This window comes from Saccharomonospora iraqiensis subsp. iraqiensis, assembly GCF_000430445.1.
GTDB classification, from domain to species: Bacteria; Actinomycetota; Actinomycetes; order Mycobacteriales; family Pseudonocardiaceae; genus Saccharomonospora; species Saccharomonospora iraqiensis.
The window spans coordinates 63,023-64,774 of the sequence record NZ_KE387040.1 but is presented as its reverse complement, the minus strand read 5'-3'; the positions used below and the strand labels follow the sequence as shown (position 1 = coordinate 64,774).

Sequence of the window (1,752 nt, the reverse complement as noted above, 5' to 3'; positions counted from 1 at the left end):
CGGTGACCGCGTCCAGGTCCCAGCGCAGCAGGTCGACGGCGTGCCGGTGGGTGCGGCCCGGCCGGGCCGTGATCCGGTACCCGGAGGGCACGAGGTCGACGGCGAGGTCCACCAGCATCGCCGCCGTCCGGCCGATCGGGTCGGCGCCGGCACCGCGGTCGGGCAGTTCGGGCAGGTGTGCGAACCCGGGCAGCTCACCGAACACGATCGCGGCGGCCTCCCGCGCGTCGGTGCCCGGCATGGAGCCGATCCCGGTGGCCGCACCGGTTGGCCAGACTCGCTCACTCACGGCGTCGATTGTCCCCGCCGGAGCCGCCCGTCGTCCCGCCGGGGCACCGGTCCGCGACACCCGAGTAAGCGAACGCTCAGTGATGTCGGTCTCACCCGCGTCCCCCCGGTTCCGGCAACCTGGTCTGATCAGGGCATGGAACCGTGCGACGACGACGGCAGCCGGCACTGGGCCGAGCCCGGTCTCTACACCGTGGCACCCGGGGTGTACCGCATCCCGCTCCCCCTGCCGAACGACGCGCTGCGGGCCGTGAACGTCTACGCGGTCACCGACGGCGACACCCTCACCCTGGTGGATTCCGGGTGGGCGCTGGACGAGGCGCGCGACCGGCTCGCGGCGGCGCTGGCGGGCCTCGGTGCCGGGCTGGGCGACATCGGACAGTTCCTGATCACCCACGTCCACCGCGACCACTACACGCTGGCGGTGGCGCTGCGCCGCGAGTCCGGCGCGTCGATCGCGCTCGGCCGCGGGGAGCGGGCGTCCCTGCGGGCCACCGCCGCCCCGGACGAGCACCCGATGGAGGACCAGATCGGGTTGCTGCGGCGCGCGGGCGGGACCCCGGTGATCGACGCACTCGTCGCGCTGTTCGACGGGCGGCGGCCACCGACCGACCGGGACCTGTGGGAGCAGCCGGACGAGTGGCTGGACCCGGGCCGCCGGACGATCCTGCCCGGCCGCACGCTCGACGTCGTGCACACCCCCGGCCACACCGCGGGCCACGTCGTGTTCGCCGACCACGCGGCGAACCTGCTGTTCTCCGGCGACCACGTGCTGCCGCACATCACCCCGTCGATCGGTTTCCATCCCGCCCCGGCCGAGCAGCCGCTGCGGGACTTCCTGGACTCGCTGCGGCTGGTCCGCTCCCTGCCGGATATGCGGATGCTGCCCGCGCACGGCCCGGTCACGCCGAGCGTGCACGCGCGGGTGGACGAGCTGCTCACCCACCACGACCACCGCCTCGACGAGATCGGCGGGACGGTGGCGCGGGGCAACACCACCGCGTACGAAGTGGCCCTGCGCCTGACCTGGACCCGCCGGGAACGCACGCTGGACGAGCTGGACCCGTTCAACCAGATGCTCGCCGTCCTGGAGACCCAGTCCCACCTGGACCTGCTCACCCTGCAGAACCGCCTCACCACCAAGGACGAGGACGACCTCCGCCACTACACCGTCCCCTGACCCGCGAGTCGCCACTTCAGCCCCGCGAGTCGACGCTTCAGACCCGCGAGTCGCCAGTCCAGGCACGCGAGTCGACGTGCAGGCCCCGCGAGTCGGCGGGACGGGCCCGGCTCAGGCCGTGGCGGCGATCTTCGCGCTGCCGAGCACCACGTCCCCGCCCTCGGCGTCCGGCCGGTACAGCACGACGACCTGGCCCGGGGCCACACCCGTGAGCGGCTCCCGCAGGTGGATCGCGACGCCACCGTCGACGCACTCCGCCACCGCCGGCGCCGTGCCGCCGTGCG

2 protein-coding genes and 1 pseudogene are annotated in these 1,752 nt (G+C 74.2%); 1 reads left to right on the top strand and 2 read right to left on the bottom strand.

All coding sequences use genetic code 11. From position 1 onward, the window contains the following. A pseudogene (locus ACTIR_RS21240) lies at positions 1-289 on the bottom strand (methionine synthase); the annotation flags it as partial. A 135-nt stretch (positions 290-424) separates the two neighbouring features. On the opposite strand from ACTIR_RS21240, the gene ACTIR_RS0102300 reads away from it, so the two are divergent. Continuing rightward, entirely contained in the window at positions 425-1,468 is a 1,044-nt protein-coding gene (locus tag ACTIR_RS0102300; RefSeq protein WP_026453077.1) for an MBL fold metallo-hydrolase, read from the top strand. Between the two features lie 111 nt (positions 1,469-1,579). Here ACTIR_RS0102300 and ACTIR_RS25705 read toward each other — a convergent pair. Further along, positions 1,580-1,752 (bottom strand): aminomethyltransferase beta-barrel domain-containing protein (locus tag ACTIR_RS25705; protein ID WP_324607086.1); only part of this gene is annotated, 173 nt, incomplete at its 5' end.

Coding starts and splice junctions, on each gene's coding strand:
- ACTIR_RS0102300 (WP_026453077.1), top strand. CDS start 425: ATGGAACCGTGCGACGACGACGGCAGCCGGCACTGGGCCGAGCCCGGT.